Here is a 14,055-nt window from a genome sequence, read left to right as displayed (position 1 = left end):
ACTAGCCCTTCTTCGGGACGACGCGCTGCACGGAGGTGCCCTCCACGTCGCCTTCCATTGCCTCGGCGGGAGCCTCGTTGACCGTCACGGTGTCGTCCGCGGCCAGGAAGCCGGCCTTGAACTTGCCGATGGCGCTCTCCAGCGCGGCCACGGTGTCGTCCTCCAGCTTGCCGGAATCCGCGATGGCGGCCAGGACGTCCTTGTGCTGGTGGCGCAGGTAGGCCAGGAACTCGTTCTCGAAGCGGCGCACCTCACCGACGGGGATGTCGTCGATACGGCCGGTGGTTCCCGACCAGATCGAGACGATCTCCTCCTCCATCGGGTAGGGCTGCGCCACACCCTGCTTCAGCAGTTCCACGAGTCGCTGACCGCGGTCGAGCTGCGCACGGGACGCGGCGTCGAGGTCCGAGGCGAAGGCGGAGAACGCCTCCAGCTCACGGAACTGCGCCAGGTCCAGCCGCAGCGAGCCCGCGACCTTGCGCATGCCCTTGGGCTGCGCGGCACCACCGACACGCGACACCGAGGTACCGACGTTGATGGCGGGGCGGACACCCGAGTTGAACAGGCCCTCCTCCAGGAAGACCTGACCGTCGGTGATGGAGATCACGTTGGTCGGGATGAACTGCGAGATGTCGCCGGCCTTGGTCTCGATGATCGGCAGACCCGTCATCGAGCCGCCGCCCATCTCGTCCGACAGCTTCGCGCAACGCTCCAGCAGACGCGAGTGCAGGTAGAACACGTCACCGGGGAACGCCTCACGGCCCGGCGGGCGACGCAGCAGCAGCGAGATCGCGCGGTACGCCTCGGCCTGCTTGGAGAGGTCGTCGAACACGATCAGCACGTGCTTGCCGTTGTACATCCAGTGCTGGCCGATGGAGGAACCGGTGTAGGGGGCGAGGTACTTCAGGCCCGCCGGGTCCGACGCGGGAGCGGCCACGATCGTGGTGTACTCCATGGCGCCGTGGGCTTCGAGCATGCCCTTGACGCTCGCGATGGTGGACGCCTTCTGGCCGATCGCCACGTAGATGCAGCGGAGCTGCTTCTTCGGGTCGCCCGACTCCCAGTTCTTCTTCTGGTTGATGATCGTGTCGATGCAGACCTGCGTCTTGCCGGTCTTGCGGTCGCCGATGATCAACTGACGCTGGCCACGGCCGATCGCGGTCATCGAGTCGATGGCCTTGATCCCGGTCTCGAGCGGCTCGAAGACGCTCTGCCGGGCCATGACGTTGGGAGCCTGCAGCTCCAACTCACGGCGGCCCTCGGCCTCGATGTCGCCCAGGTCGTCGATCGGGTTCCCGAGCGCGTCGACGACGCGGCCCAGGAACTTGTCGCCCACCGGCACGGAGAGGACCTGGCCGGTCCGCTTGACCTGCTGGCCTTCCTCGATACCGGCGTAGTCACCCAGGACGACCACACCGATGTCGCGCGGGTTCAGGTTCTGCGCGATACCGATGGTGCCGTCGGCGAATTCCAGAATCTCGTTGAACATCGTCGAGGGCAGGCCCTCCACGATGGCGATACCGTCGCCGGCCTCGGTGACGACACCGACCTCCTCTCGGGAGATCTCCGGCCGGTACGACGAAACGTAGGCGTCGAGCGCGCTACGGATCTCGTCTGAGGAGATGGTCAGCTCAGCCATCTTAAGTTCAGTCCCTCGGTTTCTCGTTGGATCAGCTGGTACCGGTCGGGTCAGCGACCGCCGGCCAGCGCCTTTCGGGCTTCGGTCAGGCGCCGGGCAACGGTGCCGTCGTAGAGGTCGTGTCCGATCTGGACACGAATGCCGCCCACGATCTCCGGATCCACGGTCACCTTCGCCGACAGCCGGCGTCCCTGAATCCGGGACAGCCGTTCTACCAGCTGGTTCTCCTGGTCCTGCGGTAGCGGGGCCGCCACCGTGATGTAGGCGACCTGAAGGTCGCGCTTGGCGGCCGTGCGGTCGATCAACGCGGCGAGGCCGGCGTCGAACCCGCGCCCGCCGTATCCGCGCACCGCCAGTTCCGCCAGTCGCACCGTGATGGGGTTGGCCCTGCCGGACAGCAGCGAGTTCACCAGTTCGGCCCGGCCGGCGGGATCCGCGCTGGTGTTGCCGATCACACCCGCCAACTCGAAGTCACCGTCGACGAGGCGCCGGAAGCGGAAGAGCTCGTCCTCCACGTCGGACAGGACGTCGTCGGCGGAACCCGCGGTCAGCATGGCGTCCACGCCGACCGTCTCGAGCCCGTCGAGCAACTCGCCCGGAGTGCCCCACCGGCCCTTGACCAGTGCCAGCACGATCTTCAACGTCCCGGGTGTCACCTTGCCCGTCAACACCTGCTCGGCCAGGGAGGCGCGGTCGGCGCCCTCCCGGCCGGGGTCGGTCAACGCCCGGCGCAGCCGGGGTTCGGAGGCGAACACGTCGCGGACGGAGAGGATCTCACCGGCGACCTTCAACAGGGTGTCGGTCTTCACGCGCTTCGCGTAGGCGGCGAGCGCGTCCTGACCGGCCTGCAACGATTCCTGTCCGGCGAACGCCATCAGCGTGCTCCCGCCGCGTCGGCGCTGCGACCCTCGTCGAGTTCGGCCAGGAACCGGTCGACGGTGCCCGCGCGGCGGGCCTCGTCTGCCAGCGACTCGCCCACGATACGGCCGGCCAGGTCGACGGCGATGCTGCCGACCTCACCACGCAGCTCGGTGAGGAGCTGCTGCCGCGACGCGGCCAGCGAGTCCCGGCCGGCGGCGATGATCCGGTCGGATTCGGTGCGTGCCTCGGTGAGGATGTCGTCCTTGATGGCGATCGCCTCGGCACGGGCCTCGTCACGGATGCCGGCGGCCTCGGTACGGGCCTCGGCCAGCTGCTGGCGGTACTGCTCCAGCAGCGCGTTGGCCTCGTTCTGTGCTTCCTCGGCGCGGCGCAGTCCACCTTCGATGGCGTCCACGCGCTTCTGGTACATCTCCTCCATGCGGGGGAAGACGAACTTCATCAGCACGAAGCACAGCAGCCCGAAGGCGATGATTCCGACGACGAGTTCCTGCCAGACCGGGATGATGATCCCGGTGCCATCTCCTGCTGCCATGTACATGGGTGCTCCCTAAGAGTGTCAAGCGAACCGGCATGGCCGCTTTCAGCCGCCGCTGTAGATGAAGGCGAGCAGCAGGCCGAACAGCGCGAGGGCCTCGGCGAGGGCGGCACCGACGAACATCATCGGGCGGGTCAGACCGGCCGACTCCGGCTGGCGGGCGGTGGCGCTGATCCACGCGGCGAAGATCAGACCCACACCGATGGCGCCGCCGATGGCGGAGAGGCCGAAGCCGATGACGCTCAGGCTTCCAGTCATGTTGTTTCTATCTCCTCATTGATTGCGTGGCGTGTCCGTCACGCGCACGGTCGTCCATGGCCGAGCCGAGCCCGACCAGGGGTCTTAGTGTTCTTCGGCCAGTGATCCCTGGACGTACACGGCCGTCAGCAGGACGAACACGTACGCCTGCAGCAACTGGATGAAGAACTCGAAGAAGGTCATGACGATCGCCATGATGAACGCCAGCGGGGAGGCGGCCATGAACCAGCCACCGGCTTCGATGAGCGCCACACCGCCGAGGATGAACACCAGCAGGATCATGTGGCCGGCGAACATGTTGGCGAACAACCGCACCGAGAGGGTGATCGGCCGCAGGATGAGGTTCGACACGAACTCGATCGGGATGATGATCGGGTACAGCGCGATGGGCGTACCCGAGGGCACGGAGTTCATCTTGACGTAGCCCCACAGGCCGTGCTTGCGGATGCCGACGACGTTGTAGATCAGCCAGGACAGGATGCCCAGCACGGCGGGGAACGCGATGTGCGCGTTCGGTGAAATCTGGATGAACGGCACGATCGCGAAGACGTTGGTCAGCGCGATGAAGCAGAACAGCGTGGTGAAGTAGGGGGCGAACCTGATCCCCTCGGGTCCCACGATGTCACGGGCGATGCCGTCGCGGACGAACCCGTAGATCGACTCGGCGATCCACTGCTTCTTGGTCGGCACCAACTGGGGGTTGCGGTAGGAGACCAGGAAAAAGCAGATCAGGATACCGACCGCGAGGAACACCGAGAAGGTGATCGTGGTCAGGAAATGATCGGGCAGCGCCGGGATCCAGTCGCGGTAATTGAAGTTCTCGATACCCGGGGGAAATCCCTCCGCGCGTATTACGGGAGCTCCGGTCACCGTTTTCGCCCTTCACCTTGGTTGTCGTTTGGGTTCTCGATTTGGCCGAATCTCTTGATCACCAGGTACAGGCCCGCGGCGGCGCCGATGACGACGCCGACAAAGGTGCCGAGGTGCTTGGGGATACCTAGCCATTCGTCGAGCAGCCATCCGAGACCACCCCACACGAGCATTCCCGCGAGGAGGTAACCGATGACGGCCCAGCCTTGATCAGCACCAGAAGCACCTCTGGGCTGGGGCTTCCGGTTACCTGTCATTTCGGGACGGACAATATCAGCCAGAGGGGCGGCGACCAAAACGGCCCTGCGATCTTCCAGGCACGGGGTGACGGAATGCCCCAATTGTGACTATAGGCTATCTTCCGGTCGCAGTAGGGGAAGTCGCATCCGCGCGGCCCAGATCATCAATACCGTAAGCACCGCCACAATGCCGACGATCGTGGCCATCGCCATAGGCATCATGCCGCTCCAACCGGTGCGCGACGCCACCAGGAACGCCGCCGCCACGAGACCGATCTTCCCGATGTATCCCATGACTCCGGCCGCGAACACCAGGCGCAACCCCAGTTGTTCGGCCCAGGCGGTGAACATCCAGGAACCGACGAATCCGACGGCGACCAGGGCCACACCGGCGACGGCACCGAGCGCGCCCGCGACCCCCTGCCAGACGGCTCCGGCGATCCCGACCGGCACCACGGCCGCCGCGCATGCCAGCAACGCGGGCCGGATGAGGGTCAGCTTGGACGTCTTCACGCCGACCATCGTGACACACCACGCCGTGTGCGGGAGGGTGCCGTCACGACAGCAACCGCACGACGAACGGCCGCAGTGCCTCGTCGATCTCGTCGCCGATCCGGCGGAACACCTCGGGTGACTCTCCCCACGGGTCGTCCAGTTCCAGGGCCTCCACGGTGTCGCGGCGGGCGTCGGCCAACGCGACCATCGCGAGGCCCCGGGCGTACACGGCCTCCGGGGAGCCGTCGCTGTCGGGCAGTTCGTCGTCGGTCATCGCCTCGGCCAACCGTCCGAAGTGGCGGACCAGGAAGGTGCGCGCCAGCGCGTCGGGGAACTCGGCGGCGACGTACTCGACCTGTTCGCCGGTCGCGGTGAGGATGACGTCGGCGGTCTCGACGTGCTCGCGTGACATGTGACGCGCGCGGAACCCGGAGTCCGAGCCGCCCCGGCCGCGCAACTCCCGTGCGGCGGGACCGTTCATCCGCTGCCCGGTGTGCCACGTCCCGATGCCGCACGACTGGCTGAGGATCAGGTCGGCGGCGTCCTCACCGGCGCGTTCGGAGACCCGCAACGCCAGCAACCGCTCCGCCATCGGAGAACGGCAGATGTTGCCCAGGCACACGTGCAGGACCGAGAACGGCGGCATCACACCTCGTCCCGGGCGCCGACGGTCGCGGGGATGACGTGCCGGAGCCGCTCCAGTGACAGCGCGCCCTCGCGCAGCACCACCGGAACGTCCCCGGTGCAGTCGACGATCGTGCTGGGGGCGGTGTCGGGGGACGGCCCGGCCTCCAGGTAGACGCTGACGGCGTAGCCGAGTTGCTCCTTGGCGTCGGCGGCGGTGGCGGCCGGGGGGCGGCCGGTCTTGTTCGCGGAGGACACCGCCATGGGACCGGTCTCGTTCAACAGCTCGATCGCGACCGGGTGCAGCGGCATCCTGACCGCCACGGTCCCGTCGGTGTCGCCGAGGTCCCACTGGAGGGTCGGCGAGTAGTCCATCACCACGGTAAGCGGTCCCGGCCAGAACGCGGCCACCAGGTCCTGGACCATGTCGGGCACCGAGATGGTCAGGCCGTCGAGCATCTTGCGGGAACCCACCAGCACCGGCGGCGCCATGTCCCGGCCTCGGTTCTTCGTCCGCAGCAGCGCCTCCACCGACCAGGACTTGAAGGCGTCGGCGCCCAGGCCGTACACCGTGTCGGTGGGGAGAACCACGAGGTCGCCGGCCCGCACCGCCGACACGGCGGCCTTCAGGCCGGTGTCGCGTTCGCTGGTCTTACGGCAGTCATAGAGCCTCACGGCACACAAGGCTATCCCCCGCCGCGACGGCCCACGTCCCCGGCGTGGCCGGTGCCGTCGGCGGCGGGATCACGCGGTGGGACCGGCCGGTCCGCCGGGGTCCCCTGCGCGGCGGGCGGTGGCGAACCGGGGGCGGCCGGACAGGTCGCGGTGCGCGACCACGTCGTCGAGGCCCGCCGCGACCAGCAGTGCGGGCACCGCCTCGCCGTGGGTGTCGTCGTGTTCGATCGCGACGTTCCCGCCGGGGCGCAGCAGTGCGGCCACGCGGTGCACCAGCGGCCGGATGACGTCGAGTCCGTCGGGACCGCCGAAGACCGCCGTGGCCGGGTCGGCGGCGACCTCCGGTGACACCGGCGTCCCCTCGGGGACGTAGGGCGGGTTCGTCAGTACCAGGTCGACGCGCCCGTCGAGTTCCCGCAGCGTCTCCGGGGAGGTCGCGTCGCCCTCGACCACCTCGGCGCCGACGGCCAGGTTGCGGCGCAGCCAGTGGAGCGCGGCGGGTTCGGCCTCGACGGCGAACACCCGTGCGTCGGACCGTTCCGTCATGACCGCCGACGCCAACGCCCCCGACCCGGCGCACAGGTCCACCACGACGGGTCGTCTCGTGCCCGCGAGCCGGGGCAGTGCCCATTCGACGAGGAGTTCGGTCTCGGGACGGGGAATGAACACGCCCTGCCCGACCGCCAGGTCCCGGCGCCAGAACGGCGCGGTGCCGATGACGTGTTGCAGCGGCCGGCGGGCGGCGCGCGCGGCCACCATGTCGCGGAACCGCCGGACCGCGTCGGGGCCGGGCGGCGGCGCGAACGCCAACCGGGCGCGGTCGACCCCGGCGACCTCGCAGGCCAGCCATTCGGCGTCGACCCGGGCGGAGTCGACCCCGGCCGCGGTGAGCCGGTCGGCGGCCTCACGCACCAGTTCCCGCCAGTCCTTCTCGTCCACCCGCATCACTTCCTCCCCGTACGACGCCTCGTCCCACATGGCCGGATCGGCATCCGATAAGGCATGCTTTATCTTGCGACGTCAGGTACGCCGACTGGCGTCGGCATGCCACCCTGTCACGAGCGGCGACAACAGAACCAGCGAGGTGAGGCGTGTCCACCAACACAGTGACCGACCGGCTCACCGACGCGCGGCTGCTGCTCTCCTCGGGGAATCCCCGTGCCGCCATCGTCGCCGCCGACGCGATAGCCGCCGACTCGGTGAGCTCGGGCGAGCGGGCGTGGGCGCTGCTGCTGCGGTTGGCGGCCGTCATCAACCTCGAACGTTCCACCGAGTACGCCGCGACCGTCGACCAGGCGTTCGCCGCGGTTCGGGCGTTCGGCGACCCGACGGCGCTGGGTGGCTTCCACGCCCTCGCGGCGTTCACGGCGCACGCCGACGGGTCACTCGACCGCTGCGTGACGCACCTGGTGCGGAGCACCCGCGCGTTGGCGAAGGTGGAGCGGCCGGACATGCAGGCCGCGATCGCCTGGCACAACCTCGCCGTGGTGTTCTCCTACATCGGTTTCCACGACCACGCCGCGCACGCCGCCGCCCAGACCAGGGAGGTCGCCAATGCGGCCGGACTGGGCTGGCAGATGTCGGCGCCGGAGGTGCAGGTGCGGCACGGCCTGTCCCTCGACCATCGGGGCGACACCGACGGGTGCGTCCGGGTGCTTCGCGCGTTGTTGTCGAACGCGAACCGGCTCGCGCCGCACGAGGACGGGCTGCCGGGTGTGGCACGGATGGATCTTCCGTGGATCGGTTACGCGGCCGCCCGGCTGGAACTGCTGGGGCAGACCGCTCCGGTCCACACACGACGGTGCCTGGCGGCGGGCAGCAACGACGCGTGGTCGGCGGACCTGCGGCATTTCGGCCGGATCTGCCAGGCCATCGCCGCCGGGGACGCGGAACAGGCGCGTCGTCGGCTCGGCCAGGCGACGTCCACGGCGGCGGTACTGGGCGCGGCGGAGGCCCCCCGGTTGCGGGCGTTGAGCCACGTCGCCGAGGGCGACTTCACGGCGGCGTATCAGGCCGACCGGGAGGCGTTCGCGATTCACGGCAGGGTGAACGACCAGGTCAGGCGGCTGTTCGTGGACGGTGTCGCGACCCGGTTGGACCACGAGGACCTGCGGCGGCGGGTCGCGACCTACGCCGACCACTCGCTCACCGACCCGTTGACCGGGCTGCCCAACCGCAGGCATCTCCAGGATTACGTCGACGACCTCGCGGCGCGGGGCGAACCGGCGGTGCTGGCGGTGCTCGGCCTGGACGGGTTCACGCGGATCAACACGATGCACGGGCACCTGTCGGGCGACACCGTGTTGCAGCGGACGGCGGGCGCGTTGATGCGGGTGATGCGCCGGGGTGACTTCGTCGCCCGTTACGGCGGTGACGAGTTCGTCCTGGTGTTGCAGGGGACGCCGTTGGCCGACACACCCGAGATCGGACGGCGCATCACCGAGGCACTGCACAACGAGGACTGGGATTCACTGGTGCCGGGCACGGACCTGACGGCGTCTATCGGTTGGGCGGAGGTCGCCGCCGGTTCGGGACCGCAGGGCGTGACGGGCGCGTTCAGCATCGCCGACGAGGCGATGCGCAAGGCCAAACAGGCCCGCCGCGCCACCACCTGACCCGACGCCGCTCCCCTCACCGACTCACTGATTCCGCTTGGTCCCCGCGGTTGCGCGCCTGGTCCCGGCCAGATCCGGACATTCACCTCAGGTGAGCACGAAACGGGCACATTGCGGCCACCCGGCCGGGACCAAGCGCCACCCGGCGGGGACCAAGCGGAGAAGAGGAGGAGTGGGACGTCAGCGGGACAGGCCCTCGGTGTTGCCCTCCAGTCGGGCCTGCCGTTCGGCGGCCGCCAGCGCGTCGAGCACACCGTCCATGTCGCCCTGCATCACCTGGTCGAGGTTGTGCGCGGTGTAGCCGATGCGGTGATCGGTGACCCGGTTCTGCGGGTAGTTGTACGTGCGTACCCGCTCCGACCTGTCGACCGTCCTGACCTGTGACTTGCGGGCGGCACCGGCGGCGGCGTCCGCCTCCTCCTGTTTGACGGCGAGCAGCCGGGCGCGCAGGATCCGCAGCGCCTGCTCCTTGTTCTGCAACTGGGACTTCTCGTTCTGGCAGGAGGCCACGATCCCGGTGGGGATGTGGGTGATCCGGACCGCCGAGTCGGTCGTGTTGACGGACTGGCCGCCGGGCCCCGACGAGCGGTACACGTCGATGCGCAGGTCGTTCGTGTTGATCTCGACGTCGACCTCCTCGGCCTCGGGCAGTACCAGCACGCCCGCCGCGGAGGTGTGGATCCGTCCCTGTGACTCGGTCGCCGGTACCCGCTGCACGCGGTGGACGCCGCCCTCGAACTTCATGCGGGACCACACGCCGTGCCCGCCCTCGGGCGCGCCCTTGGTCTTGACGGCCAACGACACGTCCTTGACGCCGCCCATGTCGGACTCCTGGGAGTCGATGACCTCGGCGTTCCAGCCGTGCTTCTCGGCGTACCGCAGGTACATGCGCAGCAGGTCGCCCGCGAACAGCGCGGACTCCTCGCCGCCCTCCCCGGCCTTGATCTCGACGATCACGTCACGGGAGTCGTCGGGGTCGCGCGGCAGGAGCAGTTCGGCGAGCTTCTCCTCCAGTTCGGGGATGCGGGCACGGAGAGCTTCGGCCTCGGCGGCGAAGTCGGGGTCGTCGGCGGCGAGTTCGGCCGCCGCGTCCAGGTCCTCCCGGACCTGGGCGAGTTCGGCGTTGGTGGCCGCGATCGGGGACAGTTCCGCGTACCGGCGTCCCACCCGTTTGGCGAGCCCGGCGTCGGCGTGGATGGACGGGTCGGCGAGTTGCTTCTCCAGTTCGGAGTGTTCCGCCAACAGAACCACCAGGCGGTGCGAGTCGGTGGCTTTGCTCATGGTGGGGCTTCTTTCGGGTACGACGGGCACGGGACGGACTCGGACAATGAAAGACGGCACCCGGCCCGCACGGTGTCCGTACGGGGCCGGGTGCCGTCCACGCGAGCTACTTGCCCTTGTCGGCCTGCACCTTGGCGTACTTCTTCTGGAAGCGCGCCACGCGGCCACCGGTGTCGAGGATGCGCTGCTTGCCCGTGTAGAACGGGTGGCAGACGTTGCAGGTCTCCACGTGGATACGTCCGCTCTCGACGGTGCTGCGGGTCGTGAAGCTGTTGCCGCACGAGCAGGTCACTTCGGTGGGCACGTAGGTCGGGTGGATGTCGGCTTTCATGATCTCCTCGTTTCTCGGTCGCCGGGTCGCCCCCCACAGGGCGTGAACCGGTACCGGTTGTCGCAGGTGGGCCGGTCGGCCAACGAAACATCCTAACCGGTGGCGGTATTCCCCCCGCCGTCAGGCGTGGTGAGCACCGCCACCGGTGGTGAGGCGATCAGCGCCGGGTCACCTCCACGGTCACGGTCTCGGTGACCCCGTTCACGGTGACGGTGAGGACGATCTCGCCGTGGCGCAGGCCGGTGAGCTCACCCGTGTCCGGGTTGAACCAGGCACGGTACCTCCTGCCCTGTGGCGCGTCGGTGCCGACGTGGACGCCCTCGGAGGCGGACCAGTCGGCGCTCATCGGGTACCCGACCGGCATGGTCTCGCCCTGCTGCACGAGTGTCGGTGTGACGGCGACGGTGTCGCCGACCGCGACGGTCTCCGGCGCGGCGAGCGCGAGCGAGTCCAGTTGCACGTGGGTGGCGACGGACAGCCAGTCCTGCGGCCCGGCGGCGTAGGGGTTGTCCCGCCGCTGCCGTTGTTCGCGGTCGCCGATCCGGTCGACGCCGAACTCGCTCCAGCCGATGAAACCGCCGAGTTCGGGTCCCGCCGCCGGTCCCTTGCCCGAGTTGCCGTTGATGACGTACGGGACGCCGTCGACGGTGGAGGCGTGGAACACCCCGACGTGGCTGCCGACGAAGCCGGCGCCCTTCCCGGTGGTGGCGGTGAACTCGCCGAGCCAGTCCTCCACGACCTGGGCGTCCTTGCGGTCACCGAGTTGGCTGCCGGCCTGCGGCAGCGGGTCGCGCGGCGGGACGTGCGCCACCACGACCACCGAGTCCACGGCGTCGTCGGCGGCCGCGGCGTCCAACTGCTCGCGGAACATGGCGAGCTGCGGGTAGCCGCCGCCGCGCAGGTTCAGTGAGCTGGTGTCGAGGGTGATGAACCTGGTGCCCTCGTGGTCGAAGGTGGCGTAGGCGGGCCCGAACTCGTCGACGAAGTTGTCGATCTTCCCGCCCATCACCTCGTGGTTGCCCGGCACGTAGTACCAGGGCAGGTCGTCGCCCAGTTCCTCGGTGAGGAGCTGCCGGGCGAAGGCGAGGTCGGCGGGGCTGCCCTCGTCGACGAGGTCGCCGTTGACGATGAGGAAGTCGGGTTCGGCGGCCTTGATCTCGGCGAGGGTGCGGCGGGCGGAGGCGACGATGTCGCTGTCGGGGTCGGCGGCGACGAACTGGGCGTCGGACATGACGGCGAACCGCCAGTCGCTTCCGGCGACCGAGGAGGTGTAGATCGAGTCGGTCGGGGTGGGTTCGGCGGGTACGTCGACGTCCGGCGGGACGTTGGCGACGAGGTCGTCGAAGGCGATCCGCCCGTGGTAGGAGGCGGTCGGGTCGACCTCGGCGAAGTAGATGCGCCGCAGCGACAGGGGGAACACCGTGCCGGAGGGCACCGTGAAGGTGACCTGCCGCCAGCCCTCCCAGGTGACGTAGTCGCTGCGCAGCAGCAGTGTCGCGCCGTTTCCGTCGATGAAGTGCAGGGTGGGCCATTCGCCGTTGGCGCTGCCCTCGATCCACACGCTGAACGACTGGGGCTGGCCGGGGACCGGGACGAGCTGCGGGGGCGCGGCGTAGGCGGCGCGGGTCGCGGTGGACTGCGTGAAGTCGTAGCTCATGCCGAGGGCGTCGCCGGTGCGGCCGGGCACGGGTTGGAGCGATCCGGTGGCGCGGGCCGCCGAGAAGGTCCAGTCGGCGGCGTCCTCGAACTCGGCGACGGTGCGTTGTTCGAGTCCGACGGTGACGGGGATGACGGTCTCCTGTCCGCCGGCCCTGGCGGTCACGAGTGTCGCGACGGAGTCGGTGGTGGCGGTGACCGTGAATCCGGCGGGGCCCGTGGTGATGTCGAGCAGCGCGGTGTCGTATTCGAGTGTCACGTCCGCCGGGTCGATGGGCGCGGTGTATCCGGCGGCGTCGTATCCGACCAGCCCGAACCGCCCGGTCGCGCCGGCGTCGGGAAGTCCGACCCGGTCGGTCGCGGAGTCGATGCGGCACAGTTCACCGAGCACGGTCATGTCGATGTCGCCGTGGGCGTCGCCGGAGGTCGCCTTCACCGTGGTGACGCCGGGTCTGACGCCGGTGAAGGTGCCGTCGTGGTCGACGCGGCCGGTCTTGCGGTGAGTGGTCGACCAGCGCGGGTCGCCGTCGGCGGGTGCGTAGGTCTCGTCGTATCCGGTGGCGGTGAGTTGCCGGGTGAGGCCGGGGAAGACCCGGTCGGTGCGGCCGTCGGCGAGGGGCGCATCGGTGGGGGCGTCGGGGGTGGGCATGGCCGGTTCCACCCGGTACCCGGTCGGGGTTCCCGAGCCGGCAGGGACACTGACGGCCAGGCCGTTGGCGACGGGTCGTTCGCTCCCGTCGGACGGGCTGTTCACAATGGTCGGCTCCGAGTCGCCCGGTTTACGGGCCAGCATGGTGGCGGATCCACCACCGTCGATGTTCAGGGCGTTGTGGGCACCCAGTTCGGCCATCAGTTCGGCCATCTGCGGCACCGTGATCCCCGCCGAGTTCGCCTGCTTGCCGTCCACGGTCATCAGGTACATGACGGTGCCGTCGGCGGAGAAGCCGACGGCCGCGCGGGCCGCCTGGCCGTCGTCGGGGTGGGACTGGATCTCGCCGTCCACGACGAGAAGTTGGTTGCCCCCCACGGCGGTGCGCAGTGCGGAGTCGTCCGAGGTGCGGGGCGAGTACTCGGCGGTCACGGGGTCGCCGACCCGGAGTGTGCTCAGCGTGTCGGCGCCGGCCTCGCGTCCTATGAGGACGAAGGAGTCGGCGTCGATGGGTCCCTTGCCCGGGGTCTCGGAGACGGCGGTGACCACGCCGTCGGTGACGGTCACCTCGAAGGTCTCGGCGGCGCCGTCCACGACTCGCGACCGGTCGGCCGATCCCCACAGCGAGGTGTACTCACCGATGGCGCCGTTCGGGAGCGTGTTGGTGTTGAGGGCCGCGAGGTCGTGTTCGCCGCCGGGGAGGGTGACGGTGCCCTCGAAGTCGACCTGCAGGATCGCGCCGAAACCGGCGGGGTCGATGGCGACGGCGTTGCCGCGTCCGGAGTTGCCGGACTTGACCAGTTCCCCGTCGGAGACGGCGACGCCGTTGGGTGCTCCGGTGTCGTTGATGTCGAAGAAGTCGCCGTTGACGGCGGCGACGGCCTCGGGACGCGCCTGGACCTGTTCGGAGATCGGTGCGGTGTCGCTGACCGTGCCGGGTGACAGGTAGTCGACGGTGGCGCCGGTGGACAGGTCGACGGTGAGCGCGTCGGCGCGCAGCCATCCGTCGGCGCTCCAGCGGTCGAAGGAGTCGAGGGTGACGCCGGTGGCGATCGGGGTGGTGGTCCGGTCGGTCTCCACGGCCTCGGTGACCTGGCTGTCGGCGGCTGCGCCGGGCGGCCACAGTAGGACGGGCGCGATCACCGCGAGCACGGTGGCTCCGGCGCGGCCGTACGGGCGGCGGGGTTGTGACACCTGAGCTCCCTGGGGCAGTCGTGGGCAGGAGTGCCCGTATTCAACCGCACCTAAAGGTTTTCTACAAGGGCTCGCGGAGTACTGAAGGCGAACTCCGCGAAAACGGTTGCCA

The 14,055-nt window shown here is 69.4% G+C and carries 14 protein-coding genes; 1 reads left to right on the top strand and 13 read right to left on the bottom strand.

The features are described 5' to 3' along the window. Position 1: 1 nt before the first annotated feature. From atpA to prmC, 10 genes are all read right to left on the bottom strand, one after another. Positions 2-1,639 carry a F0F1 ATP synthase subunit alpha gene (gene atpA, locus LX16_RS15885; RefSeq protein WP_147139616.1) on the bottom strand — a complete coding sequence of 546 codons (1,638 nt, stop codon included), beginning with the start codon at positions 1,637-1,639 and terminating at the stop codon, positions 2-4. A 50-nt stretch (positions 1,640-1,689) separates the two neighbouring features. Continuing rightward, complete coding sequence (locus tag LX16_RS15880; protein WP_147139614.1) at positions 1,690-2,514, bottom strand: F0F1 ATP synthase subunit delta; 825 nt, start codon at positions 2,512-2,514, stop codon at positions 1,690-1,692. Next, positions 2,514-3,059: a F0F1 ATP synthase subunit B gene (locus LX16_RS15875; RefSeq protein ID WP_147139611.1), complete on the bottom strand. Its 546-nt coding sequence runs from the start codon at positions 3,057-3,059 to the stop codon at positions 2,514-2,516. The genes LX16_RS15880 and LX16_RS15875 overlap by 1 nt, the downstream gene beginning before the upstream one ends. 42 nt (positions 3,060-3,101) lie before the next feature. Then, a complete protein-coding gene (gene atpE / locus LX16_RS15870; RefSeq protein ID WP_147139609.1) occupies positions 3,102-3,314 on the bottom strand; it encodes an ATP synthase F0 subunit C in 213 nt (70 codons plus the stop codon). Between the two features lie 84 nt (positions 3,315-3,398). After that, positions 3,399-4,184: a F0F1 ATP synthase subunit A gene (gene atpB / locus LX16_RS15865; protein ID WP_147139608.1), complete on the bottom strand. Its 786-nt coding sequence runs from the start codon at positions 4,182-4,184 to the stop codon at positions 3,399-3,401. Next, positions 4,181-4,441 carry an AtpZ/AtpI family protein gene (locus tag LX16_RS15860; protein WP_147139605.1) on the bottom strand — a complete coding sequence of 87 codons (261 nt, stop codon included), beginning with the start codon at positions 4,439-4,441 and terminating at the stop codon, positions 4,181-4,183. Before LX16_RS15860 ends, atpB begins: the two co-directional genes overlap by 4 nt. A 90-nt stretch (positions 4,442-4,531) precedes the next feature. Further along, positions 4,532-4,936: a hypothetical protein gene (locus tag LX16_RS15855; protein ID WP_147139603.1), complete on the bottom strand. Its 405-nt coding sequence runs from the start codon at positions 4,934-4,936 to the stop codon at positions 4,532-4,534. A 43-nt stretch (positions 4,937-4,979) separates the two neighbouring features. Then, positions 4,980-5,564 carry an arsenate reductase/protein-tyrosine-phosphatase family protein gene (locus LX16_RS15850; RefSeq protein WP_147139601.1) on the bottom strand — a complete coding sequence of 195 codons (585 nt, stop codon included), beginning with the start codon at positions 5,562-5,564 and terminating at the stop codon, positions 4,980-4,982. Beyond that, positions 5,564-6,217 (bottom strand): L-threonylcarbamoyladenylate synthase, encoded by a 654-nt coding sequence (locus tag LX16_RS15845; RefSeq protein ID WP_147139599.1) that lies wholly within the window; start codon positions 6,215-6,217, stop codon positions 5,564-5,566. The genes LX16_RS15850 and LX16_RS15845 overlap by 1 nt, the downstream gene beginning before the upstream one ends. 69 nt (positions 6,218-6,286) lie before the next feature. Beyond that, positions 6,287-7,162: a peptide chain release factor N(5)-glutamine methyltransferase gene (prmC, locus tag LX16_RS15840; protein WP_147139597.1), complete on the bottom strand. Its 876-nt coding sequence runs from the start codon at positions 7,160-7,162 to the stop codon at positions 6,287-6,289. A gap of 146 nt (positions 7,163-7,308) precedes the next feature. Between prmC and LX16_RS15835 the strand changes: the two genes are divergently transcribed. Next, on the top strand, positions 7,309-8,832 hold the full coding sequence (locus LX16_RS15835; protein ID WP_147139595.1) for a GGDEF domain-containing protein: 1,524 nt from the start codon (positions 7,309-7,311) through the stop codon (positions 8,830-8,832). A 180-nt stretch (positions 8,833-9,012) separates the two neighbouring features. On the opposite strand, the gene prfA is transcribed toward LX16_RS15835, so the two are convergent. From prfA to LX16_RS15820, 3 genes are all read right to left on the bottom strand, one after another. Beyond that, a complete protein-coding gene (gene prfA, locus LX16_RS15830; protein ID WP_147139593.1) occupies positions 9,013-10,113 on the bottom strand; it encodes a peptide chain release factor 1 in 1,101 nt (366 codons plus the stop codon). A gap of 106 nt (positions 10,114-10,219) precedes the next feature. Then, entirely contained in the window at positions 10,220-10,444 is a 225-nt protein-coding gene (gene rpmE / locus LX16_RS15825; RefSeq protein ID WP_147139590.1) for a 50S ribosomal protein L31, read from the bottom strand. 157 nt (positions 10,445-10,601) lie between these two features. Continuing rightward, complete coding sequence (locus LX16_RS15820) at positions 10,602-13,943, bottom strand: phosphodiester glycosidase family protein (RefSeq protein ID WP_158645623.1); 3,342 nt, start codon at positions 13,941-13,943, stop codon at positions 10,602-10,604. Between the last annotated feature and the right edge of the window lie 112 nt (positions 13,944-14,055).

The sequence above is a fragment of the Stackebrandtia albiflava genome (assembly GCF_007994225.1).
In the GTDB taxonomy this organism is placed as follows: Bacteria; Actinomycetota; Actinomycetes; order Mycobacteriales; family Micromonosporaceae; genus Stackebrandtia; species Stackebrandtia albiflava.
This window is presented reverse-complemented; position numbering and strand designations above follow the sequence as displayed.

What these genes read in the sequence shown, in the direction of transcription:
- atpA (WP_147139616.1), bottom strand. Translation starts at nt 1,639, where the DNA reads ATGGCTGAGCTGACCATCTCCTCAGACGAGATCCGTAGCGCGCTCGAC.
- LX16_RS15880 (WP_147139614.1), bottom strand. Translation starts at nt 2,514, where the DNA reads ATGGCGTTCGCCGGACAGGAATCGTTGCAGGCCGGTCAGGACGCGCTC.
- LX16_RS15875 (WP_147139611.1), bottom strand. Translation starts at nt 3,059, where the DNA reads ATGTACATGGCAGCAGGAGATGGCACCGGGATCATCATCCCGGTCTGG.
- atpE (WP_147139609.1), bottom strand. Translation starts at nt 3,314, where the DNA reads ATGACTGGAAGCCTGAGCGTCATCGGCTTCGGCCTCTCCGCCATCGGC.
- LX16_RS15860 (WP_147139605.1), bottom strand. Translation starts at nt 4,441, where the DNA reads ATGACAGGTAACCGGAAGCCCCAGCCCAGAGGTGCTTCTGGTGCTGAT.
- LX16_RS15850 (WP_147139601.1), bottom strand. Translation starts at nt 5,564, where the DNA reads ATGCCGCCGTTCTCGGTCCTGCACGTGTGCCTGGGCAACATCTGCCGT.
- prmC (WP_147139597.1), bottom strand. Translation starts at nt 7,162, where the DNA reads ATGCGGGTGGACGAGAAGGACTGGCGGGAACTGGTGCGTGAGGCCGCC.
- prfA (WP_147139593.1), bottom strand. Translation starts at nt 10,113, where the DNA reads ATGAGCAAAGCCACCGACTCGCACCGCCTGGTGGTTCTGTTGGCGGAA.
- rpmE (WP_147139590.1), bottom strand. Translation starts at nt 10,444, where the DNA reads ATGAAAGCCGACATCCACCCGACCTACGTGCCCACCGAAGTGACCTGC.